Annotated in this window: 13 protein-coding genes; 9 read left to right on the forward strand and 4 right to left on the reverse strand. The window is 44.1% G+C overall.

All coding sequences use genetic code 11. The features are described 5' to 3' along the window. Window positions 1-116: 116 nt before the first annotated feature. Both AB4482_RS09060 and AB4482_RS09065 read left to right on the forward strand, forming a co-directional pair. A complete protein-coding gene (locus tag AB4482_RS09060; RefSeq protein ID WP_050621209.1) occupies window positions 117-2,306 on the forward strand; it encodes a heparinase II/III family protein in 2,190 nt (729 codons plus the stop codon). 2 nt (window positions 2,307-2,308) lie between these two features. Beyond that, window positions 2,309-4,462, forward strand: coding sequence for a heparinase II/III family protein (locus tag AB4482_RS09065; protein ID WP_372180807.1), 2,154 nt, complete (start codon window positions 2,309-2,311; stop codon window positions 4,460-4,462). 458 nt (window positions 4,463-4,920) lie between these two features. Here the strand turns inward: AB4482_RS09065 and phnE (AB4482_RS09070) are convergent, their stop codons facing one another. The 4 genes from phnE (AB4482_RS09070) to phnD all read right to left on the reverse strand — a co-directional run bounded on the left by phnE (AB4482_RS09070) (window position 4,921) and on the right by phnD (window position 8,531). Beyond that, the gene (gene phnE, locus AB4482_RS09070; protein ID WP_137001662.1) at window positions 4,921-5,751 is read right to left on the reverse strand and encodes a phosphonate ABC transporter, permease protein PhnE; all 831 of its coding nucleotides are present in this window, start codon (window positions 5,749-5,751) and stop codon (window positions 4,921-4,923) included. A gap of 10 nt (window positions 5,752-5,761) precedes the next feature. Then, the gene (gene phnE / locus AB4482_RS09075; RefSeq protein WP_372180808.1) at window positions 5,762-6,616 is read right to left on the reverse strand and encodes a phosphonate ABC transporter, permease protein PhnE; all 855 of its coding nucleotides are present in this window, start codon (window positions 6,614-6,616) and stop codon (window positions 5,762-5,764) included. Further along, window positions 6,613-7,431, reverse strand: coding sequence for a phosphonate ABC transporter ATP-binding protein (gene phnC, locus AB4482_RS09080; RefSeq protein WP_102320520.1), 819 nt, complete (start codon window positions 7,429-7,431; stop codon window positions 6,613-6,615). Before phnC ends, phnE (AB4482_RS09075) begins: the two co-directional genes overlap by 4 nt. A gap of 143 nt (window positions 7,432-7,574) precedes the next feature. Beyond that, on the reverse strand, window positions 7,575-8,531 hold the full coding sequence (phnD, locus tag AB4482_RS09085) for a phosphate/phosphite/phosphonate ABC transporter substrate-binding protein (RefSeq protein WP_048607068.1): 957 nt from the start codon (window positions 8,529-8,531) through the stop codon (window positions 7,575-7,577). Between the two features lie 266 nt (window positions 8,532-8,797). Between phnD and AB4482_RS09090 the strand changes: the two genes are divergently transcribed. From AB4482_RS09090 to AB4482_RS09120, 7 genes are all read left to right on the forward strand, one after another. Beyond that, window positions 8,798-9,517, forward strand: a complete 720-nt coding sequence (locus tag AB4482_RS09090) for a FadR/GntR family transcriptional regulator (RefSeq protein ID WP_048613948.1) — start codon at window positions 8,798-8,800, stop codon at window positions 9,515-9,517. Between the two features lie 729 nt (window positions 9,518-10,246). Then, a complete protein-coding gene (locus AB4482_RS09095; RefSeq protein ID WP_048613949.1) occupies window positions 10,247-12,025 on the forward strand; it encodes a sodium:solute symporter family transporter in 1,779 nt (592 codons plus the stop codon). A 220-nt stretch (window positions 12,026-12,245) separates the two neighbouring features. Then, the gene (locus tag AB4482_RS09100) at window positions 12,246-14,324 is read left to right on the forward strand and encodes a DUF4962 domain-containing protein (RefSeq protein WP_372180809.1); all 2,079 of its coding nucleotides are present in this window, start codon (window positions 12,246-12,248) and stop codon (window positions 14,322-14,324) included. A 653-nt stretch (window positions 14,325-14,977) separates the two neighbouring features. Further along, window positions 14,978-15,859: an NAD(P)-dependent oxidoreductase gene (locus tag AB4482_RS09105; protein WP_048607064.1), complete on the forward strand. Its 882-nt coding sequence runs from the start codon at window positions 14,978-14,980 to the stop codon at window positions 15,857-15,859. A gap of 1,052 nt (window positions 15,860-16,911) precedes the next feature. Beyond that, window positions 16,912-18,783, forward strand: coding sequence for a methyl-accepting chemotaxis protein (locus AB4482_RS09110; protein ID WP_372180811.1), 1,872 nt, complete (start codon window positions 16,912-16,914; stop codon window positions 18,781-18,783). A gap of 236 nt (window positions 18,784-19,019) precedes the next feature. Next, a complete protein-coding gene (locus tag AB4482_RS09115; RefSeq protein WP_372180813.1) occupies window positions 19,020-20,771 on the forward strand; it encodes a polysaccharide lyase family 7 protein in 1,752 nt (583 codons plus the stop codon). A 427-nt stretch (window positions 20,772-21,198) separates the two neighbouring features. Next, window positions 21,199-22,767, forward strand: coding sequence for a polysaccharide lyase family 7 protein (locus tag AB4482_RS09120; protein ID WP_372180815.1), 1,569 nt, complete (start codon window positions 21,199-21,201; stop codon window positions 22,765-22,767). Window positions 22,768-23,386 lie beyond the last annotated feature (619 nt).

Raw genomic sequence — 23,386 nt, forward strand, 5'->3', positions numbered from 1 at the left:
CATCATTTAGCGACGAATAGGTATAATTAAAGCTCATATTGTATTACTTTATATGGAGTTTGAAAATTTAATCAAAGTTTAAGCAGATAAACTCTTTATTGAGGGTGACAAAGAATATGACGACTAAACCAGTATTGTTGACTGAAGCAGAAATCGAGCAGCTTCATCTTGAAGTGGGCCGTTCTAGCTTAATGGGCAAAACCATTGCAGCGAACGCGAAAGATCTAGAAGCATTCATGCGTTTACCTATTGATGTCCCAGGTCATGGTGAAGCTGGGGGTTACGAACATAACCGCCATAAGCAAAATTACACGTACATGAATCTAGCTGGTCGCATGTTCTTGATCACTAAAGAGCAAAAGTACGCTGACTTTGTTACAGAATTACTAGAAGAGTACGCAGATAAATACCTAACGTTTGATTACCACGTACAGAAAAACACTAACCCTACAGGTCGTTTGTTCCACCAAATCCTGAACGAACACTGCTGGTTAATGTTCTCAAGCTTAGCTTACTCTTGTGTTGCTTCAACCCTGACACAAGAACAACGCGACAATATTGAGTCTCGCATTTTTGAACCAATGTTAGAAATGTTCACGGTTAAATACGCACACGACTTCGACCGAATTCACAATCACGGTATTTGGGCAGTAGCCGCTGTCGGTATTTGTGGTCTTGCTCTTGGCAAGCGTGAATACCTTGAAATGTCGGTGTACGGCATTGACCGTAACGACACTGGCGGCTTCCTAGCGCAAGTTTCTCAGCTGTTTGCACCTTCTGGCTACTACATGGAAGGTCCTTACTACCACCGTTATGCGATTCGTCCAACGTGTGTGTTCGCTGAAGTGATTCACCGTCATATGCCTGAAGTGGATATCTACAACTACAAAGGCGGCGTGATTGGTAACACAGTACAAGCGATGCTGGCGACGGCTTACCCGAACGGTGAGTTCCCGGCTCTGAATGATGCTTCTCGTACTATGGGTATTACAGACATGGGTGTTCAGGTTGCAGTAAGTGTTTACAGCAAGCATTACTCTTCTGAAAACGGCGTAGACCAAAACATTCTTGGTATGGCGAAGATTCAAGACGCAGTTTGGATGCATCCATGTGGTCTTGAGCTATCTAAAGCCTACGAAGCAGCGTCTGCTGAGAAAGAAATCGGCATGCCTTTCTGGCCAAGTGTTGAATTGAACGAAGGCCCTCAAGGTCACAACGGCGCGCAAGGCTTTATCCGTATGCAGGATAAGAAAGGCGACGTTTCTCAACTTGTTATGAACTACGGTCAACACGGCATGGGTCACGGCAACTTTGATACGCTGGGTATTTCTTTCTTCAACCGTGGTCAAGAAGTACTGCGTGAATACGGCTTCTGTCGTTGGGTGAACGTTGAGCCTAAATTCGGCGGCCGTTACCTAGACGAAAACAAATCTTACGCTCGTCAAACAATTGCACATAACGCAGTAACGATTGATGAAAAATGTCAGAACAACTTTGACGTTGAACGTGCAGATGCAGTACACGGCTTACCACACTTCTTCAAAGTAGAAGACGAGCAAATCAACGGCATGAGCGCATTTGCTAACGATCATTACGAAGGTTTTGACATGCAACGCAGCGTGTTCATGCTAAACCTTGAAGAATTAGAATCTCCGCTACTACTAGATCTTTACCGTTTAGATTCTGAGAAAGGCGGCGAAGGCGAGCATCAATACGACTACTCACACCAATATCAAGGTCAGATTGTTCGCACTAACTTTGAATACCAAGCAAACAAAGAGCTGAACACTCTAGGTGAAGACTTCGGTTACCAACACCTATGGAACGTGGCAAGCGGTGAAGTGAAGGGCACAGCACAGGTAAGCTGGCTACAGAACAACACTTACTACACGTGGCTAGGTGCAACGTCTAACGACAATGCTGAAGTTATCTTTACTCGCACTGGCGCTAACGACCCAAGCTTCAACCTACGTTCAGAGCCTGCGTTCATTCTACGAAGCAAAGGCGAAACAACATTGTTTGCTTCTGTTGTTGAAACGCACGGTTACTTCAACGAAGAATTCGAGCAATCAGTTAATGCACGTGGTGTTGTGAAAGACATCAAAGTAGTGGCTCACACCAATATCGGTTCGGTAGTTGAGATCACCACAGAGAAATCAAACGTGACAGTGATGATCAGCAACCAACTTGGCGCGACTGACAGCACTGAACACAAAGTAGAGCTGAACGGCAAAGTATACAGCTGGACAGGCTTCTACTCAGTAGAAACAACTTTAAACCCAGAATTAGCAGAGCAGGGGAAATAATAATGAGCTATCAACCACTTTTACTTAACTTTGATGAAGCAGCAGAGCTTCGTAAAGAACTTGGCAAGGATAGCCTTTTAGGTAACGCACTGACTCGCGACATTAAACAAACTGACGCTTACATGGCGGAAGTTGGCATTGAAGTACCTGGTCACGGTGAAGGCGGCGGTTACGAGCACAACCGTCACAAGCAAAACTACATCCATATGGATCTAGCGGGTCGTTTGTTCCTTATCACTGAGGAAACAAAGTACCGTGATTACATCGTTGATATGCTAACAGCGTACGCGACGGTATACCCAACACTTGAAAGCAACGTAAGCCGTGATTCTAATCCTCCGGGTAAGCTGTTCCACCAAACGTTGAACGAGAACATGTGGATGCTTTACGCTTCTTGTGCGTACAGCTGTATTTACCACACCATCTCTGAAGAGCAAAAGCGTCTGATCGAAGACGATCTTCTAAAGCAGATGATCGAAATGTTCGTTGTGACTTACGCACACGATTTCGATATCGTACACAACCACGGCTTATGGGCAGTGGCAGCGGTAGGTATCTGTGGTTACGCAATCAACGATCAAGAGTCAGTAGACAAAGCGCTTTACGGCCTGAAACTAGATAAAGTAAGCGGCGGTTTCTTAGCACAACTTGACCAACTGTTTTCGCCAGATGGCTACTACATGGAAGGTCCTTACTACCACCGTTTCTCGCTACGTCCAATCTACCTGTTTGCAGAAGCAATTGAACGTCGTCAGCCTGAAGTTGGTATCTATGAATTCAACGATTCAGTGATTAAGACAACGTCTTACTCTGTATTCAAAACCGCATTCCCAGACGGTACATTGCCAGCTCTGAACGATTCATCGAAGACAATCTCTATCAACGATGAAGGCGTTATCATGGCAACGTCAGTGTGTTACCACCGTTACGAGCAGACAGAAACTCTGCTTGGTATGGCTGATCACCAACAAAACGTTTGGGTTCATGCTTCAGGCAAAACATTGTCTGACGCGGTTGATGCAGCAGATGACATCAAAGCATTCAACTGGGGTAGCCTGTTTGTAACGGACGGCCCTGAAGGCGAAAAAGGCGGCGTAAGCATCCTTCGTCACCGTGATGTGCAAGACGACGACACAATGGCGTTGATCTGGTTTGGTCAGCACGGTTCAGACCACCAGTACCATTCTGCGCTAGACCATGGTCACTACGATGGCTTGCACCTAAGCGTATTCAACCGTGGCCACGAAGTGCTGCACGATTACGGCTTCGGTCGTTGGGTAAACGTTGAGCCTAAGTTTGGCGGTCGTTACATCCCGGAGAACAAGTCTTACTGTAAGCAGACGGTTGCTCACAACACAGTAACGGTTGATCAGAAAACGCAGAACAACTTCAACACAGCATTGGCTGAGTCTAAGTTTGGTCAGAAGCACTTCTTCGTAGCAGACGACCAGTCGCTACAAGGTATGAGCGGCACAATTTCTGAGTACTACACTGGCGTAGACATGCAACGCAGCGTGATTCTTGCTGAACTACCTGAGTTCGAAAAACCGCTAGTAATTGATGTGTACCGCATCGAAGCTGACGCTGAGCACCAGTACGACTTACCAGTTCACCACTCGGGTCAAATCATTCGCACTGACTTCGATTACAACATGGAAACAACGCTTAAGCCATTAGGTGAAGACAACGGTTACCAACATTTATGGAACGTTGCTTCAGGCAAAGTGAACGAAGAAGGTTCTCTAGTAAGCTGGCTACATGACAGCAGCTACTACAGCCTAGTAACCAGCGCGAATGCGGGCAGCGAAGTGATTTTTGCTCGCACTGGTGCTAACGATCCAGACTTCAACCTTAAGAGTGAGCCTGCGTTCATCTTACGTCAGTCTGGTCAAAACCACGTGTTTGCTTCTGTACTAGAAACGCATGGTTACTTTAACGAGTCTATCGAAGCCTCTGTAGGCGCTCGTGGTCTAGTTAAATCAGTATCTGTTGTGGGCCATAACAGTGTCGGGACTGTTGTTCGCATTCAGACTACTTCTGGCAACACTTACCACTACGGTATCTCAAACCAAGCTGAAGACACGCAGCAAGCAACTCACACTGTTGAGTTTGCTGGTGAGACATACTCGTGGGAAGGATCATTTGCTCAACTGTAAATGATTAATACTAATCACAGTAAGTAAGTAAGTAAGTAAGTAAGTGAGCAGAAATAGCGCAGGAAAAAAGCTTGAGAACAAGGCAGAATTTTTCGATAAGTAGTTATTCTACAATCAAAAATTCTAACGAAGTTATCGAGCTTTTTAACAAGCTAGGGTGATCAGTTATTTACTACGATTGGTATCACATGCAAGTTATTTAACGATGGCTTGTGTTGATGTGGTGCTTTGCGGGAACGAAGCGTCACATTGAATTCAGTCGTGATTGCAAAATCGTTCGTTGATACCAACAACGACTGAATACATCGGGAATAAGTCAAACCGAGTAACTCATTGCGAGTTGCTCGGTTTTTTTATGCGTGTAGGAAACAGAATAGAACGTTTCAACAAACGAAAAGCCTACTCAGTGAGTAGGCTTTGATCTTAGCTAACCGTCTATTTGACGTTGTTTTTATTATTTAGATAAGGGCTTTTCTTGCTTTGGCTGCCACCCATTCGGAGAAGATGACCGTCACTAGAATCGCACAGAAAATCACAGTCACTTGAGGCCATGCCAGCATCGCCATCGATTCTTGCAATTTCAAGCCGATACCGCCAGCGCCGACCAAGCCTAAAACCGTAGACTCACGAATATTGATATCCCAACGGAACAAGCTCGTGCCGATGAAACTTGGCATCACTTGCGGAAGAATGCCGTAGTTCAATACCTGCAGCGGAGAAGCTCCGGTCGATTGGATTGCAGACATCTGTGTTGCATTCACTTCTTCAATCGCTTCATACATTAACTTCGCCACGAAGCCAATTGAACGTAGCGCTATCGCAATGATACCGGCCAACAAGCCTGGGCCGATGATTGCTACCAATAACAATGCCCAAATTAACGAGTTAATTGAACGACTTGCCGCGATGATGAACAGCGCGATAGGTCTGATAAACGTCATGCTTGGCGTTGTATTACGTGCAGCTAAGAACGCTACTGGAAACGCGAGTACGATCCCTAACAGTGTGCCAAGTGTCGCGATGTTAATGGTGTCCCACAACGGACTCCAAAGAGACTCTAAGTAGCTCCATCTTGGTGGCCACATACGTGAAGAGATATCAGCAAATTGGTTGGGTGAGTCAGTCACAAAGTACCAAATCGTATCTTTGTTCATGACTTGCCATGCGAATACTGTCAAAGCAACAAAGCAAAGCCAGCCCAGCCAAAGGATGAGGCTCTGTTTACTGTCGTAACGCTGCCATTGGGTACGATTGATGGCGCTTGTCGGTGTTTCATTTAGCGTGCTCATTGGTCGTTCCTTACTGCACATGCTTACGGATGATGGTTGATAGGTATTCACACAACATCACAATCACGATAATAATCAATAGAATAGCGGCTGCTGCGCTGTATTCGTAACGGTCCATTGCTGTGTTTAACGTTGCGCCGATACCACCTGCGCCAACAATGCCAATCACGGCTGACTCACGAAAGTTGATGTCGAGTCGGTACATAGAAAGTCCGATGAAGCGCGGCATCACCTGTGCTTGAATTGCGTAATTCACCTGTTGTAACCAACTCGCGCCCGTTGCACGCATTGCGGTGAGTGGTGCTGGGTCAATGGCTTCAATTTCATCGGCAAACAGTTTTGCGAGAAAGCCGATGGTCGCGAAGGTGAGCGTGACAAAACCCGCAAACGTACCAAAGCCAAATAGAGCGACACACAGAATCGCAACGATGATTTCTTGTAAGCTACGAGCAACCGAAATAAACGCACGACAGAATAGGTAAACAGGCGTAGGGGCAAGGTTTTTCGCTGCGCCTAATCCGAATGGGATTGAAAGAAGGACACCCGCCACGGTTGATGTCAGGGTCATGGTTAAACTCTCAATCAAACCTTGTGAGATGTTGTTCCATCGGCCACCAAAATCTGGGTTCATGAAAGCCAAAATGAACTGCCAGCCGCGTTCGCTGCCTTCGTAAATTCGAGTCCAGTTGACGTGTACCGATTGAGTCGCAAGGTACAAGTAAACCGCGACAATGATGATTAAGCTCCAGCGTAACCATGGGCTAGAAATCATTGGCGGCTTTGTCCACTGTGTCGGGTATTGTTTGGAATTCTGTTTTCCTGACTTTAAATGCTGCTGAACTTGATTTGGATATGGTTGAGTCATATTGTTGCCTCAGACAGGCGAGGACTTGTGATGATGAGGTCATCGGCCTCTTCTTCTGCTTGTTGACTCCAGTCTTCTTCACCGTAGATTTGCGTTAAAACATATTCAGTGAGCAGGTTTGGTTTGTCATCAAATACGACACAACCTGCATTTAAGCCGACAACACGGTCAACAAACTGCTTTGCTAATTGAACATCGTGAATATTGATGATGGCAGGGAGCTGTTGCTCTGAACAAATCTCACTGATCAGTCGCATGATTTGGCGCGCTGTACGTGGATCAAGTGCGGCCGTTGGTTCATCAATCAACAGTAATTTCGGTTTCTGAGCAAGTGCACGTGCAATACCAACACGTTGACGCTGACCACCCGACAGAGCATCGGCCCTTTTATTGGCGTGTTCTAACAATCCAACACGGTCGAGTAGCGCATAAGCGGCTTGGATATCCGATTCAGGGAAACGGCGAGTAAAGCTTTGCCAGAAATTCACGTAACCCAAACGTCCTGAAAGTACGTTTTCCATCACCGTCAAACGCTCAATCAGCGCGTACTCTTGGAAAATCATCCCGATTTCACGGCGTGATTGTCTCAGTTGTCGCTTAGACAGCGTTTCTAGATTGGTATTGGAAAAGATCACTTCGCCGCTGGTGGGTTCGGTGAGCCGATTAATACAACGGATAAGCGTTGATTTACCCGCACCAGATGGACCAATTAAACCAACCACTTCACCGGCATTGACCGACAAGCTAACGTTGGTAAGGGCTTTATCAGAACTGGAGTAGTGCTTGGTAAGCCCTTTAAGGGTAAGAGTAGACATAGAATTCCTATAAGAGCGGTGTACTAAGAGTTCGCCTGAGACAGGCATGGAAAGTAAACCGGAAAGAGTGGTGAATAACTGCAGGCGATTACACCTGCAGTTAATTTTATCGGTGTGTGATTGGCTTTTTAGTTCGGTTGAACTTAGCTACACGTGTAAGAGACTTTGTTTGCCGTATCGATAGTGCGGATCACTTCCCAGTGCTCTTTGTAAGTAATAGGAACGAACTGCGCTTCGCCGTTACGTTCAAATTCTTCTTGAAGCTTTGTGCCTTCCCAATCGAAAGTGAAGAACGCTTTTTGAATCTTCTCTTGCAGCTCTGGCGTCAGGTTGTGCGCTGTGCCGTAAGCGGTAGTCGGGAAGGTTTGAGATTTGTAGATGCTCTTGATTTGGTCTTCTTTCACAACATCGCGTGAAAGCATGCGGTTCAATACTGAGTTAGCAACTGCTGCAGCATCGTAATCTTTGTGCGCCACACCCAAAATAGAGTTGTCGTGTGCGCCAGAGAATGCTGGTTTGAAATCTCGGTCAGGTTGAAGTTGGTATTCAGCGTCCAAAATCGCAGAAGGTGCTTTGAAGCCAGAGTTAGACGTTTGTGATGTGAACGCTAGGTTCTTATCTTTTAGGTCTTCCACTTTCTCAATGCCAGAACCAGGGTAAGTGATGATTTCCATTTCGTAACCGAAAGAGCCATCTTCTGCAGCCATCATTGTGAATGGGGCAAAGCCTGCACAGTTAACCGCCAGTGGTGTAGAACCTGTGTTGAAACCTGCGATATGTAGGCGACCTGAACGCATTGCTTCAATTTGAGCAGCGTTATTTTGAACAGGGAAGAAACGAACCGTCTTTTCCGTTGTTTTTTCAAGGTGGCTCAAAAACTCGCTCCACACATCAGCGTATACTGCAGGATCTTCAACTGGCGTATAAGCAAAAATTAGCGTGTTTGGGTCAACCCATTGTGATTCATCTTGAGGAACATCAGCAACCAAGTTGCCAGAGCGATCTTCGTATCGTGTATCCATTGCTAATGCAGAACCAGAAAAAATCAGCGCAGCAGTAATAGCGCTCTTAAGCGTGAGATTTGTTTTTGTCGGTTTCATTATTTCAGTCCAATTGAGTGATGTCTTGGGAAGGGAGTATAGAAATCGAGGATGACAGAACCGGTGCGTTTTGATGACGGATTTATGAATGGTGTAACATAATGTTTCTAGCTGTGCGGAATTGGATGCTTTATAAGTGTTTGATTCATTGAGTAAATTAATAGATCACGACTCGTTGCTATTTTACTCAATTGGCGCTAGGTTGAAATCCTGTTATAGTGATCCTTAAATAATACATAAACATAACATATAAAATAAGTGAACTTATGGTTAGCACTTTTAATTCAATCTCGGGCTCGAAGCGCAGCCTGCACGTGCAAGTAGCGCGTGAAATCGCTCGTGGAATCTTGTCTGGTGAACTGCCACAAGGTTCTATTATTCCTGGTGAAATGGCGCTGTGTGAACAGTTTGGTATCAGCCGTACGGCACTTCGTGAAGCAGTTAAACTACTGACTTCTAAAGGTCTGTTAGAGTCCCGCCCGAAAATCGGTACTCGTGTAGTAGATCGCGCATACTGGAACTTTCTTGATCCTCAACTGATTGAATGGATGGATGGTCTAACCGACATAGACCAATTCTGTTCTCAGTTTTTAGGCCTTCGCCGTGCGATTGAACCTGAAGCGTGTGCATTAGCTGCAAAATTTGCGACTGCTGAGCAACGTATCGAGCTTTCAGAGATATTCCAGAAGATGGTTGAAGTGGATGACGCAGAAGTGTTTGACCAAGAACGTTGGACAGACATCGATACTCGTTTCCACAGCTTGATCTTTAATGCGACAGGTAACGATTTCTACCTGCCATTTGGCAATATTCTGACTACAATGTTCGTTAACTTCATCGTGCACTCTTCTGAAGAGGGCAGCACATGTATCAATGAACACCGTAGAATCTATGAAGCGATTATGGCTGGCGACAGTGAAAAAGCTCGTACAATGTCAGCTGCTCACTTGCAAGATGCTAACCACCGTTTAGCCACTGCAAGCTAAACACGGTTTTCAACTTCATTTGAACCAGTCAAAAAGGTATGCCAAGTGCATGCCTTTTTTGTTTTTAGAAAGCGTGTTGCACCATGTGTGGCACTGTTTTGGTTCATCCTCGCTTAACTCCTTCTTAAGTCAGTACCTTCTTGTATACGCCTAGCGGTCGTTCTCTTTACCATCAAAATAAAAATAATATTACGCTCGATATTCGTTTTTAGACACTCGAGCTCCCCCCAAATAATTATGCGTCATCCATGATTTTTCATTTTTGTATATTTTTAATCCGCCATCGTTTGAACAGGATATGCCGCTTCAATATGGATTAATTTAAGTTGAATTCTAATGAAATTGTCCACTCTCAATAGATAAAAAACACTGGTTTATTGTGTGATAAATGAAGGTGATTTAGTTCAGATTTGGCTTTTACTTTTTTTGAGAATTTTATATTTATATGTGTTTGGTTGTATTTGTTAATAAGTGTGCAAAGTCTCACTTTTTTATAAGTCTTTGATTTTAATGGGTGTGATGTTCTTTGGCCTTGGTTTTTTGAGTTTTTACCTCAAGCACCAGTAATTTCCTTAATGGATTGGTCATATTCCATCCTATGTCATATATATAATTAACTTAATCAATCAAAATAAGATCGCCATCACTTATTTGGATTATTGTACTACAAATAAAGTTTGAGATTTCCTATAGTCCTCGTAACAAAATACAACGGACAAAGGATACACGATGGAACTCAACACGATTATTGTCGGCATTTATTTCCTATTCTTGATTGCGATAGGTTGGATGTTTAGAACATTTACAAGTACCACCAGTGACTACTTCCGCGGGGGCGGTAACATGTTGTGGTGGATGGTTGGTGCAACCGCCTTTATGACCCAGTTTAGTGCATGGACATTCACCGGTGCGGCAGGTAAAGCGTATAACGATGGTTTTGCAGTAGCGGTCATCTTCGTCGCTAACGCATTTGGTTACTTCATGAACTTCGCATATTTTGCTCCAAAGTTCCGTCAACTACGTGTAGTAACGGTAATCGAAGCAATTCGTATGCGTTTCGGTGCGACTAACGAACAAGTGTTCACTTGGTCTTCAATGCCAAACAGTGTTGTTTCTGCCGGTGTATGGTTAAACGCACTAGCAATCATCGCTTCTGGTATCTTCGGTTTCGACATGACAGCAACTATCTGGATTACCGGTTTGGTTGTATTGGCAATGTCTGTAACGGGTGGCTCATGGGCGGTAATTGCATCTGACTTTATGCAGATGGTTATCATCATGGCAGTAACCGTGACATGTGCTGTTGTTGCTGTTGTTCAAGGTGGCGGTGTTGGTGAAATCGTGAATAACTTCCCTGTAGCGGAAGGCGGTTCTTTCCTTTCTGGTAACAACATTAACTACTTAAGCATCTTCAGCATTTGGGCATTCTTCATCTTCGTGAAGCAGTTCTCTATTACTAACAACATGCTTAACTCTTACCGTTACCTAGCGGCTAAAGACTCAAAGAACGCGAAGAAAGCGGCGCTACTAGCGTGTGTGCTAATGCTTTGTGGTGTATTTATCTGGTTCATGCCTTCTTGGTACATTGCAGGTCAAGGTGTCGACCTAGCAGCAGCTTACCCAGATGCAGGTAAGAAAGCGGGTGACTTTGCCTACCTATACTTCGTACAAGAGTACATGCCAGCAGGTATGGTTGGCCTTCTAGTTGCGGCGATGTTTGCAGCGACAATGTCTTCAATGGATTCTGGTCTAAACCGTAACTCGGGTATCTTTGTTAAGAACTTCTATGAACCAATCGTTCGTAAAGGTGCGGCTAGCGAAAAAGAGCTAGTAACGGTTTCTAAGATTACTTCTGCCGTGTTTGGTATTGCTATCATCCTTATTGCACAGTTCATCAACTCGCTTAAAGGTTTGAGCCTGTTCGATACCATGATGTATGTAGGCGCACTTATCGGCTTCCCAATGACAATTCCTGCATTCCTTGGCTTCTTTATTAAGAAGACTCCGGACTGGGCTGGTTGGGGTACGCTAGTGGTTGGTGGTTTTGTTTCTTACTACGTAGGTTTCGTTGTTAACGCTGAAATGGTGTCTTCAATCTTCGGTCTAGAAGAGCTAACAAGCCGTGAATGGTCAGATGTTAAGGTTGCTATCGGTCTGATTGCTCACATTACGCTGACTGGTGGTTTCTTCATCCTATCAACTCTGTTCTACAAGCCATTAACTGAGAAGCGTCAAGCAGACGTTGATAAGTTCTTCGGTAACCTGTCTACTCCATTAGTTGCGGAGTCAGCAGAACAGAAAGTACTGGATAACAAACAGCGTGAAATGCTTGGTAAACTGATTGCGGTAGCGGGTGTCGGTATCATGCTAATGGCTCTACTTACTAACCCAATGTGGGGGCGCCTAGTCTTCATCCTTTGTGGTGTGATTGTTGGTGGTGTTGGTGTGCTTCTGGTTAAAGCGGTCGATGACGGCGGCAAGCAAGCGAAAGCAGTAACCGAAAGCTAATACATAGAAAACGATTATAATAGAATGCGACGACTCGAAAGGGCGTCGCATTTTTTTTGCTCTGCGAAACGGAAAAACCGTCAGGTGGAAGATATCTGACCTAAATCACGAAAACTGTACAAAATGGTTCAATCGAACCGAAATAGATTCAATTGTCCTACAATAAGACGTATATTATTGCTAATTCCTTTCAATCAACTTGAAAAATAAGTGAGTTAGAATGAGCGACCAAAAATCTCTTGATGCAATCAGGAAGATGAAGCTGGAGAATGATACTTCAGCAGGTAATCTTGTAGACCTACTCCCTATCGAAGTACAGAAACGTGACTTCGACCTATCATTCCTAGACAACTTGAGCGAAGCACGTCCACGTCTTCTTGTTCAAGCAGATCAGTTAGAAGAATTCAAAGCGAAAGTGAAAGCTGATGAAGCTCACTGCATGTTTGATGACTTCTACAACAACTCGACAGTTAAGTTCCTTGAGACTGCTCCTTTCGAAGAGCCTCAAGCGTACCCCGCTGAGACGGTAGGCAAAGCTTCTCTATGGCGTCCTTACTGGCGTCAAATGTACGTTGATTGCCAAATGGCATTGAACGCGACACGTAACCTAGCAATTGCTGGTGTTGTGAAAGAAGACGAAGCGCTAATTGCTAAAGCCAAAGCTTGGACTCTAAAACTGTCTACGTACGATCCAGAAGGCGTGACTTCTCGTGGCTATAACGATGAAGCGGCTTTCCGTGTTATCGCGGCTATGGCTTGGGGTTACGACTGGCTACACGGCTACTTCACAGATGAAGAACGTCAGCAAGTTCAAGATGCTTTGATTGAGCGTCTAGACGAAATTATGCACCACCTGAAAGTGACGGTTGATCTATTGAACAACCCACTGAACAGCCACGGTGTTCGTTCTATCTCTTCTGCTATCATTCCAACGTGTATCGCGCTTTACCACGATCACCCGAAAGCAGGCGAGTACATTGCATACGCTCTAGAATATTACGCAGTACATTACCCACCATGGGGCGGTGTAGACGGCGGTTGGGCTGAAGGTCCTGACTACTGGAACACTCAAACTGCGTTCCTAGGTGAAGCATTCGATCTATTGAAAGCATACTGTGGCGTAGACATGTTCAACAAAACATTCTATGAAAACACAGGTGATTTCCCGCTTTACTGCATGCCTGTTCACTCTAAGCGCGCGAGCTTCTGTGACCAGTCTTCAATCGGTGATTTCCCGGGTCTAAAACTGGCTTACAACATCAAGCATTACGCAGGTGTTAACCAGAAGCCTGAGTATGTTTGGTACTACAACCAACTGAAAGGCCGTGATACTGAAGCACACACCAAGTTCTACAACTTCGGTTGGTGGGACTTCGGCTACGACGATCTTCGCTTTAACTTCCTTTGGGATGCACCTGAAGAGAAAGCACCATCGAATGATCCATTGTTGAAAGTGTTCCCAATTACGGGTTGGGCTGCATTCCACAACAAGATGACTGAGCGTGATAACCATATTCACATGGTATTCAAATGTTCTCCGTTTGGCTCAATCAGTCACTCTCACGGTGACCAAAACGCATTCACCTTGCATGCATTCGGTGAAACGTTAGCGTCAATCACTGGCTACTACGGTGGTTTCGGTGTTGATATGCACACGAAATGGCGTCGTCAAACGTTCTCTAAGAACCTTCCACTATTTGGCGGTAAAGGTCAGTACGGCGAGAACAAGAACACGGGCTACGAAAACCACCAAGATCGCTTCTGTATCGAAGCGGGCGGTACTATCTCTGACTTCGACACTGAATCTGATGTGAAGATGGTTGAAGGTGATGCAACAGCGTCTTACAAGTACTTCGTTCCTGAAATTGAATCTTACAAGCGTAAGGTCTGGTTTGTTCAAGGTAAAGTATTCGTAATGCAAGACAAGGCAACGCTTTCTGAAGAGAAAGACATGACTTGGCTAATGCACACAACTTTCGCAAACGAAGTGGCAGACAAGTCTTTCACTATCTGTGGCGAAGTTGCGCACCTAGACGTAAACTTCATCAACGAGTCTGCTGATAACATCACGTCAGTTAAGAACGTTGAAGGTTTTGGCGAAGTTGACCCATACGAGTTCAAAGATCTTGAAATCCACCGTCACGTTGAAGTGGAATTCAAGCCATCGAAAGAGCACAACATCCTGACGCTTCTTGTTCCTAATAAGAACGAAGGCGAGCAAGTAGAAGTGTCTCACAAGCTTGAAGGCAACACGCTAATGCTAAATGTTGACGGTGAAACGGTTTCAATCGAACTGTAATTCGCTGAAGTAACAGAAGCTAGATATTAAAAACTCCGAGTGAAAGCTCGGAGTTTTTTTGTTTTGTTAGCTAGCAAGTTGGATACTCAGTTAAATTGTATTAGTTGGCAAAGTTGGGAACCCCATCAGGTTGAAACGAAACTCATTGGCCGAGAAATCAATCGCTTCTCGATGCCAAGTCAGTAGATCGAGGGCTAAACCTGGAAGTTGATACACACAAAGACTGGGTATGTACTTAGCCACTATGCTTAATGAAAGGTGCAGGAGTAGTATACGAGACCTACATTTATCGCTCTGTTAAAAGAATAGGGCGCCAACCCCTTTTTCGTAAAAACTGATATGACTTACTTCTGCGTGAACAGTCTAACCACTGGCTGAGTAGGGGAGTCGTGAACTATACATAGGTAAAGGCGTAGCTTGTGCTTACTAATCGTATGACATTTAACGTATGTTATTTCATCAATAGACGGTTTTTAAAGTGGCAAATAGTTCCTGTAAGTACAAAGCGTGACCCATATTTTCTCGTAAAGTGAACCCCCGTCACAACTTACGTCTAACCATTAAATCAATGCCCTAAAACTATTGCGTAACGAGAAAGACGTAGTTATTATAATGAGCATATAATCATACAATACTATATTTGGAGTTTAAACATGACTAAACCTGTAATCGGTTTCATTGGCCTAGGTCTTATGGGCGGCAACATGGTTGAAAACCTGCAAAAGCGCGGCTACCACGTAAACGTAATGGATCTAAGCGCTGAAGCTGTTGCTCGCGTTACAGATCGCGGCAACGCAACTGCATTCACTTCTGCTAAAGAACTAGCTGCTGCAAGTGATATCGTTCAGTTTTGTCTTACAACTTCTGCTGTTGTTGAAAAAATCGTTTACGGCGAAGATGGCGTTCTAGCAGGCATCAAAGAAGGCGCAGTACTAGTAGACTTCGGTACTTCTATCCCTGCTTCTACTAAGCAAATCGGCGCAGCTCTTGCTGAAAAAGGCGCGGGCATGATCGACGCACCTCTAGGCCGTACTCCTGCACACGCTAAAGATGGTCTTCTGAACATCATGGCTGCTGGCGACATGGAAACTTTCAACAAAGTTAAACCTGTTCTTGAAGAGCAAGGCGAAAACGTATTCCACCTAGGCGCTCTAGGTTCTGGTCACGTGACTAAGCTTGTAAACAACTTCATGGGTATGACTACTGTTGCGACTATGTCTCAAGCTTTCGCTGTTGCTCAACGCGCTGGTGTTGATGGCCAACAACTGTTTGACATCATGTCTGCAGGTCCATCTAACTCTCCGTTCATGCAATTCTGTAAGTTCTACGCAGTAGACGGCGAAGAGAAGCTAGGTTTCTCTGTTGCTAACGCAAACAAAGACCTTGGTTACTTCCTTGCTCTTTGTGAAGAGCTAGGTACTGAGTCTCTAATCGCTCAAGGTACTGCAACAAGCCTACAAGCTGCTGTTGATGCAGGCATGGGTAACAACGACGTACCAGTAATCTTCGACTACTTCGCTAAACTAGAGAAGTAATCGACGTACGACCTCGCTAGGGTATTGCCTGTCTTTTTAGGCGGCGATACCTCAGCGAGGTTCGTTTTTATCTGCCATACCCAACCCTTTGTTCCCTCGTTAAAATCTTCTACTTCTACTTCTACTTCTACTTCAATTTCCTCAGCTACACCTACCCAAAACTCTGTTTGACTATTTTACTGCTTCAATTCCTATTTTTTCTATATCTATTTGTAAATTCAAAGCCTTCTAGCACCCACTCGTTCACTTACTTTTCTACGTAAACTTAAAACCAGTGCACTTACAGGATTGTTGGTGATGACTTAACACCGCTCGTGTATCGGGTCTGAAAAGAAAGTAAAAAAAAGCCCACACAGCTGGTGACTGTATGGGCATGTTCGGACGAGCCGTCTGGAAAAACAAATGATCAATAGCAAGTGAAAAAACGAATAACGAGATCCCCCGACAGTTTCTACGTTAAACGCGTTCAATGACCTTAAAGCGGCTGCTTCAATTATCACTTTGAATTGAACAAAAGCATCCAAAAAGAACTTAAGTTATGATTCAAATACACCATAACTTAAGGCTTATTGTATTACAAATGAATTTTAAGATTGAATGCCTTTAGTGAATGGTTAGTTGGTAGAAGTGTGAGTTAAGACTCATTTTTTTACTCGACTGGACGAGGTGAAGAAGAAGAGCTGTCGAAAAGGTGTTATCGGAAAAATGATGAGCTAATTTTCCAAAAACGATCTATTTGAATGCGTTATGCGTCAATGTTTAACTTGGAACTAAATCCAAACTCATAAATGATACCTATGTCACAGGGCGATTTTAGCCAGTTTTAATATATCAAGATCGCTCACAGAATGGCTGGTCAATTAAACATACAATATTAATTAAGTTGATGGTTGTGACGATGGATCGGCATGAACAGGTTTCACTTCCCGTATCTTCGAAAATGCGAAAAATAACCATTTCATTCGGATAAAAATAATAGACATAGGTTGATATGGATGATGAGTTTTATGAATTCAAAATTGTCTCTAGGGTTTAAAGGAAAATTGATTTTAATGGTAGCGATCGTCAGTTCTAGTGCTTTGGCATTTACGAACTGGTTTACGCTTAACTTGGCCACTGAACAGGTAAACCAAACGATTTATAACGAGATTGATCACTCGCTTACGATAGAAATCAATCAAATAGAAAGTACCGTTCAGCGCACCATCGATACCGTTAACTCTGTTGCACAAGAGTTCATGAAATCCCCATACCAAGTGCCGAATGAAGCACTCATGCATTATGCTGCTAAGCTGGGTGGCATTGACAAGATTGTGGTGGGTTTTGACGACGGCCGTTCTTATACTTCTCGCCCTTCAGAGTCTTTCCCTAACGGTGTTGGGATAAAAGAAAAGTACAATCCAACCACTCGACCTTGGTATCAACAAGCGAAATTGAAATCAGGCTTATCTTTTAGTGACCTGTTTTTCACTAAGAGTACTCAAGTACCTATGATCGGCGTGACCTACTCATACCAAGATCGTGTCATCATGGCCGACATACGTTTTGATGATTTGGAAACTCAGCTTGAACAGCTGGACAGAATCTACGAAGCCAAAGGCATTATCATCGACGAGAAGAGGATGGTGGTCGCTTCAACAATCGAAAACGTACTTCCGCAAACCAATATATCTTCTGCAGATACTCAAATGAAACTCAACAGTGCCATTGAACAGCCTGATCAATTTATTGAGGGTGTGATTGATGGCAACCAGAGAATTTTGATGGCCAAGAAAGTGGATATTGGCAGCCAGAAAGAGTGGTACATGATCTCTAGTATTGACCCTGAACTCGCGCTCAATCAGTTGAATGGCGTGATGTTGAGTGCGCGCATTCTTATTGTGGCTTGTGTGCTTGGCTCGGTGATATTGATGATTTTACTGCTGAATCGCTTCTACCGCCCAATCGTGTCACTGCGCAAAATCGTCCACGATCTATCTCAAGGTAACGGAGACCTGACTCAAAGGCTTGCTGAGAAGGGGAATGATGACTTAGGGCATATCGCCAAAGACATCAACTTGTTCATCATTGGCCTGCAAGAGATGGTTAAGGAAGTCAAATTTAAGAACTCGGATCTCGATACTAAGGTACTGAGTATTCGTGAAGGTTGTAAAGAAACCAGCGATGTACTGAAAGTTCACACTGATGAAACGGTTCAAGTGGTCTCTGCGATTAACGGCTTGTCTGAAGCATCAAACGAAGTCGAGAAGAGTTCCCAGTCGGCGGCACAAGCAGCAAGAGAAGCGGCTGTGTTCAGTGATGAGACGAAACAGATTAACACCGTGACGGAAAACTATATCAGTGATCTTGAGAAGCAAGTCTGCACCACTTCTGATGATATTCGCTCAATGGCCAATGAAACGCAGAGCATCCAATCTATCGTGTCTGTGATTGGCGGAATTGCGGAACAAACTAATTTGTTGGCATTGAATGCGTCAATTGAAGCTGCGAGAGCGGGTGAGCATGGTCGAGGTTTCGCGGTAGTTGCTGATGAAGTCCGTGCGTTAGCCAACCGAACTCAAATCAGTACCTCTGAAATTGATGAAGCGCTGTCTGGCTTGCAGTCTAAATCAGATGGTTTGGTTAAATCGATTGAGTTGACCAAAAGCAACTGTGAAATGACGCGTGCTCAAGTGGTTCAAGCGGTAAATATGTTGGCGAAGCTAACAGAACAGATGGAAACGGTGAGTCGTTTTAACAATGACATTTCGGGTTCGTCTGTTGAGCAAAACGCTTTAATTCAAAGCATCGCTAAGAACATGCATAAGATTGAAAGCTTTGTTGAGGAGCTTAATAAGTTAAGCCAAGATCAGTTGACTGAATCAGCAGAAATCAAAACACTTAACGGTAGCGTTAGTGAGTTGATGAGCAGCTTTAAAGTTTAAATTGTTTTCTAATACGTTATAAAATCAATGCCCTAATTTTGGTTTTTGGTTTGAAAGCCACTCAATAACCATCGAGTTTAGAGTGGCCTTTCTGCGTTGTTCTTGATTCTAACTCTACGCAATATCCGTTCATTTCACTTCATCTGCCGCATCTCACATTCTGATAAATAGATAATTGACATAAAATAGTACAAATATACATTATCACTCTACTCTTATGGATAAGTGAGATAAATGTGAATAAGCCAATCTTCATCGTAGTACTCGCTTCGCTTACGTATGGCTGCGGTGGAAGCAGTTCCAGTGACTCAAGTGACGGTAGTGATCCTTCTGATAGCAATAACCCAGGAACGTCTTATGGTGTTATTGCTCCCTATGATATTGCCAAATATCAAAACATTCTTTCCAGCTCAGATCTTCAGGTCTCTGATCCTAATGGAGAAGAGGGCAATAAAACCTCTGAAGTCAAAGATGGTAACTTCGATGGTTATGTTAGTGATTATTTTTATGCTGACGAAGAGACGGAGAATCTGATCTTCAAAATGGCGAACTACAAGATGCGCTCTGAAGTTCGTGAGGGAGAAAACTTCGATATCAATGAAGCGGGCGTTAGACGCAGTCTACATGCGGAAATAAGCCTACCTGATATTGAGCATGCCATGGCGAGTTCTCCCGCTGATCACGATGAAGTGACCGTGCTACAGATCCACAACAAAGGCACGGACGAGAGTGGTACTGGTTATATCCCTCATCCACTATTGCGGGTGGTTTGGGAGCAAGAACGAGATGGCCTTACAGGACACTACTGGGCAGTCATGAAAAATAATGCTATTGACTGTAGCAGTGCCGCTGACTCTTCAGATTGTTATGCCACTTCATATAATCGCTACGATTTGGGAGAGGCGGATCTCGATAGCTTCACCAAGTTTGATCTTTCTGTTTATGAAAACACCCTTTCGGTCAAAGTGAACGATGAAGTTAAAGTCGACGAAGACATCACCTACTGGCAGCACCTACTGAGTTACTTTAAAGCGGGTATCTATAATCAATTTGAAAATGGTGAAGCCACGGCTCACTTTCAGGCACTACGATACACCACCACACAGGTCAACGGCTCAAACGATTGGGATATTAGCGATTGGAGGTTGACGATTCCTGCGAGCAAAGACACTTGGTATGGAAGTGGCGGTGACAGTGCTGCTGAACTAGAACCTGAGCGCTGTGAATCGAGCAAAGACCTGCTCGCCAACGACAGTGATGTCTACGACAGCGATATTGGTCTTTCTTATTTCAATACCGATGAAGGGAGAATGCACTTTAGAGCAGATATGGGTTATGGCACTAGTACACAAAACTCTAACTATATTCGTTCTGAGCTCAGGGAATTGTATCAAAGCAGTGCTCAGCCGGATTGCAGCACCAGCGATGAAGACACAAGTTGGTATTTGAACGACACACGAACCAATAAAACTAACCATCAGCTCACCGCTACCTTGCGAGTGGAAGATTACCCGAATATCAACAATCAAGATCCAAAAGTGGTACTTGGACAAATCCATGGTTGGAAGATCAATCAAGCATTGGTGAAACTATTATGGGAAGGAGAGAGTAAGCCAGTAAGAGTGATACTGAACTCTGATTTTGAGCGCAACAACCAAGACTGTAATCATTGTGACCCGTTCAGTGTCGAGTTAGGTACTTATTCGGCAAGTGAAGAGTGGCGATATACGATTCGTGCCAATCAAGACGGTATCTACTTGGCGACTCATGATTTAGATGGAACCAACACCGTTTCTCATTTAATACCTTGGGGACAAGATTACACAGATAATGATGGGGACACGGTTTCGTTAACATCAGATTGGACATCGACAGACATCGCTTTCTATTTCAAAGCGGGCATCTATCCACAGTTTAAGCCGGACAGCGACTATATCGGCGAGGTGTTTGATGTGAGCTTTAGTTCTCTTAGAGCTGAACATTATTGAGTTAGCTGACGTTTGAGTAACAACAATGACTGCTTTAAAGACCATATTGATTCCTAACAATGTGGTCTTTTTTTTAACTGCTGCGACACTTTTGAATGATGTGTTCTGAACGACAAATGCCCCGCTCGAGTGATGTAGATTCTCACTATTACCGCTCGTTTTTTTCGCCCTTGATAGCCCATTTCGCATTCTAAATTTTTATATATTGTCTTTTATCAATAGGAAGTGTGATCCAGTTAAAGTATGGAAAATGCGGAAAGTGTTCCCAGTCTCATTTATTCAACGAAGTATTTTATTTGTATTATAAGATTACGTAATATTTTTGTGTTGTCGCAAATACTGAGAGAAGAAACGCCTTATAGCTCGTGTTTGCCAATTTTGTTTTCACTTACAAACGCTGCCTTTGTAATATAATAATGGATTAAATATGAAACAAATCACTCTAAAAACCTTACTCGCTTCTTCTATTCTACTTGCGGTTGGTTGTGCGAGCACGAGCACGCCTACTGCTGATTTTCCAAATAACAAAGAAACTGGTGAAGCGCTTCTAACGCCAGTTGCTGTTACCGCTAGTAGCCATGATGGTAATGGCCCTGATCGTCTCGTTGACCAAGACCTAACAACACGTTGGTCATCTGCGGGTGACGGTGAGTGGGCAACGCTAGACTATGGTTCAGTGCAAGAATTTGATGCGGTTCAAGCATCTTTCAGCAAAGGTAACGAGCGCCAATCTAAATTTGATATTCAAGTGAGTGTCGATGGCGAAAGCTGGACAACCGTACTTGAAAATCAACTGAGCTCAGGTAAAGCGATTGGCCTAGAGCGTTTCCAATTCGAGCCAGCAGTGCAAGCGCGCTACGTAAGATACGTTGGTCACGGTAACACCAAAAACGGTTGGAACAGTGTGACCGGGTTAGCTGCGGTTAACTGTAACATTAACGCTTGTCCTGCTAGCCATATCATTACTTCAGACGTGGTCGCTGCAGAAGCGGCAATGATCGCTGAAATGAAAGCGGCGGAAAAAGCACGCAAAGATGCGCGCAAAGATCTTCGTTCTGGTAACTTCGGTGTAGCAGCGGTTTACCCTTGTGATACTACAGTTGAATGTGATACGCGCAGTGCATTACCAATTCCGACAGGCCTGCCAGCGACACCAGTTGCAGGTAACGCGCCAAGTGAAAACTTTGACATGACGCATTGGTACCTATCTCAACCATTCGACCATGACAAAAACGGTAAGCCTGATGACGTTTCTGAGTGGAACCTCGCAAACGGTTACCAACACCCAGAGATCTTCTACACAGCTGACGACGGTGGTCTAGTCTTCAAGTCTTACGTGAAAGGTGTTCGTACCTCTAAAAATACTAAGTATGCGCGTACAGAGCTTCGTGAAATGATGCGTCGTGGTGACCAGTCTATTAGCACTAAAGGTGTTAACAAGAACAACTGGGTATTCTCAAGCGCACCTGAATCTGACCTAGAAGCTGCTGCTGGTATTGACGGCGTTCTAGAAGCAACGTTGAAAATCGATCACGCAACAACGACAGGTAATGCGAACGAAGTAGGCCGCTTTATCATTGGTCAGATTCACGATCAAAACGATGAACCAATTCGTTTGTACTACCGTAAACTGCCAAACCAAGCAACGGGTGCGGTTTACTTCGCACATGAAAGCCAAGACGCAATTAAAGAGGACTTCTACCCTCTAGTGGGCGACATGACGGCTGAAGTGGGTGACGATGGTATCGCGCTTGGCGAAGTGTTCAGCTACCGTATTGACGTTAAAGGTAATACAATGACAGTAACACTAATGCGTGAAGGCAAAGATGACGTTGTACAAGTGGTTGATATGAGCAACAGCGGTTACGACGTAGGCGGCAAGTACATGTACTTCAAAGCCGGTGTTTACAACCAAAACATCAGCGGCGACCTAGACGATTACTCACAAGCGACTTTCTACCAGCTAGACGTATCGCACGATCAATACCAAAAGTAATCGAACCGAATAGCACTTAATATTTAAGTTATCGCAATAGCCTCCAGCCTTAGGGTTTGGAGGCTTTTTTGTGTCTGTTGTTTGGGTAAGGTAAATAGCAGGCCCTTCGATAGTTCGACTCAAGAGCTGGTGGTTAGCCTTGTTGTCAATTCTATATTATGTATCGAAACTCTTCGCTCAGTCTTCAACAGCGCTCTTATTCGCCCTATGTGACTGCATTTGTAAGCCTTGGTTCAAGCTGTTGTTACTGAGAACGATAGGCTTAGGTTGTCTTGGGTATGATTAAACCAACCACCGCATTAATACTGATATCTAATGTCTGGATTCTAAGGGCAGTTTACTAGTTGAGAATACGGCTTGTTAACAGCGGAAGTTATTGAATTAACAGATGTGGTTTTAGTTACCAACAGAAACTGATTTTGACGTTCGATAACATTCTAGAAGCCTCAATAGAAATTCGCGAGGTGACTTATTAGAAGTGAAGGTGATTTTAGATAATCGGTGTTTAGGTTCTAGGCGTGTACATTGGACCTGTCTCGTCCTAAAATACGTTGACAGTATTTCTACTAAGCCAACAGCATCAGCTGTTGGCTTTTTTCAGGTTCATCGCGGCTTTCCG

Origin of the sequence: Vibrio sp. 10N.222.55.C7 (genome assembly GCF_041473335.1) — a bacterium.
Classification (GTDB): Bacteria; Pseudomonadota; Gammaproteobacteria; order Enterobacterales; family Vibrionaceae; genus Vibrio; species Vibrio crassostreae_C.